Source organism: Monashia sp. HAY1-2A (assembly GCF_056755315.1).
In genome coordinates this window covers 1-253 of the sequence record NZ_JBNDHY010000572.1, presented here as the reverse complement: position 1 = coordinate 253, position 253 = coordinate 1, and the positions used below count along the sequence as shown (strand labels likewise).

Genomic DNA, 253 nt, shown 5'->3' with positions numbered 1-253 from the left:
AACCAGGACGATGCCGCACGTGGCAATGAAATAGTGATGTCCTTCCCGGGACCCTCCCCATTGGGGCCGACTTTCTCACTGAATACTCCAACGGATTGGATGATGCTCTCGATGGACTGATCACCGACCGAAAGGCGAACGCTGTCACCGGCAGCTAAAGCATCGGCATCAACAACGGGTGACCGCGCGACCAGAATGTCTGGAGTCGTTTGAATCGTTACGAGCGGTGTCGTTTCATCGATTAGCGCTGCAA

General features: G+C 54.9%; 1 protein-coding gene. It reads right to left on the bottom strand.

Going from position 1 to position 253, the window contains the following annotated elements; genetic code table 11:
* A partial coding sequence (locus tag ACPYOM_RS23115) for a hypothetical protein (RefSeq protein WP_481347761.1) occupies positions 1–253 on the bottom strand: 253 nt, incomplete at both ends.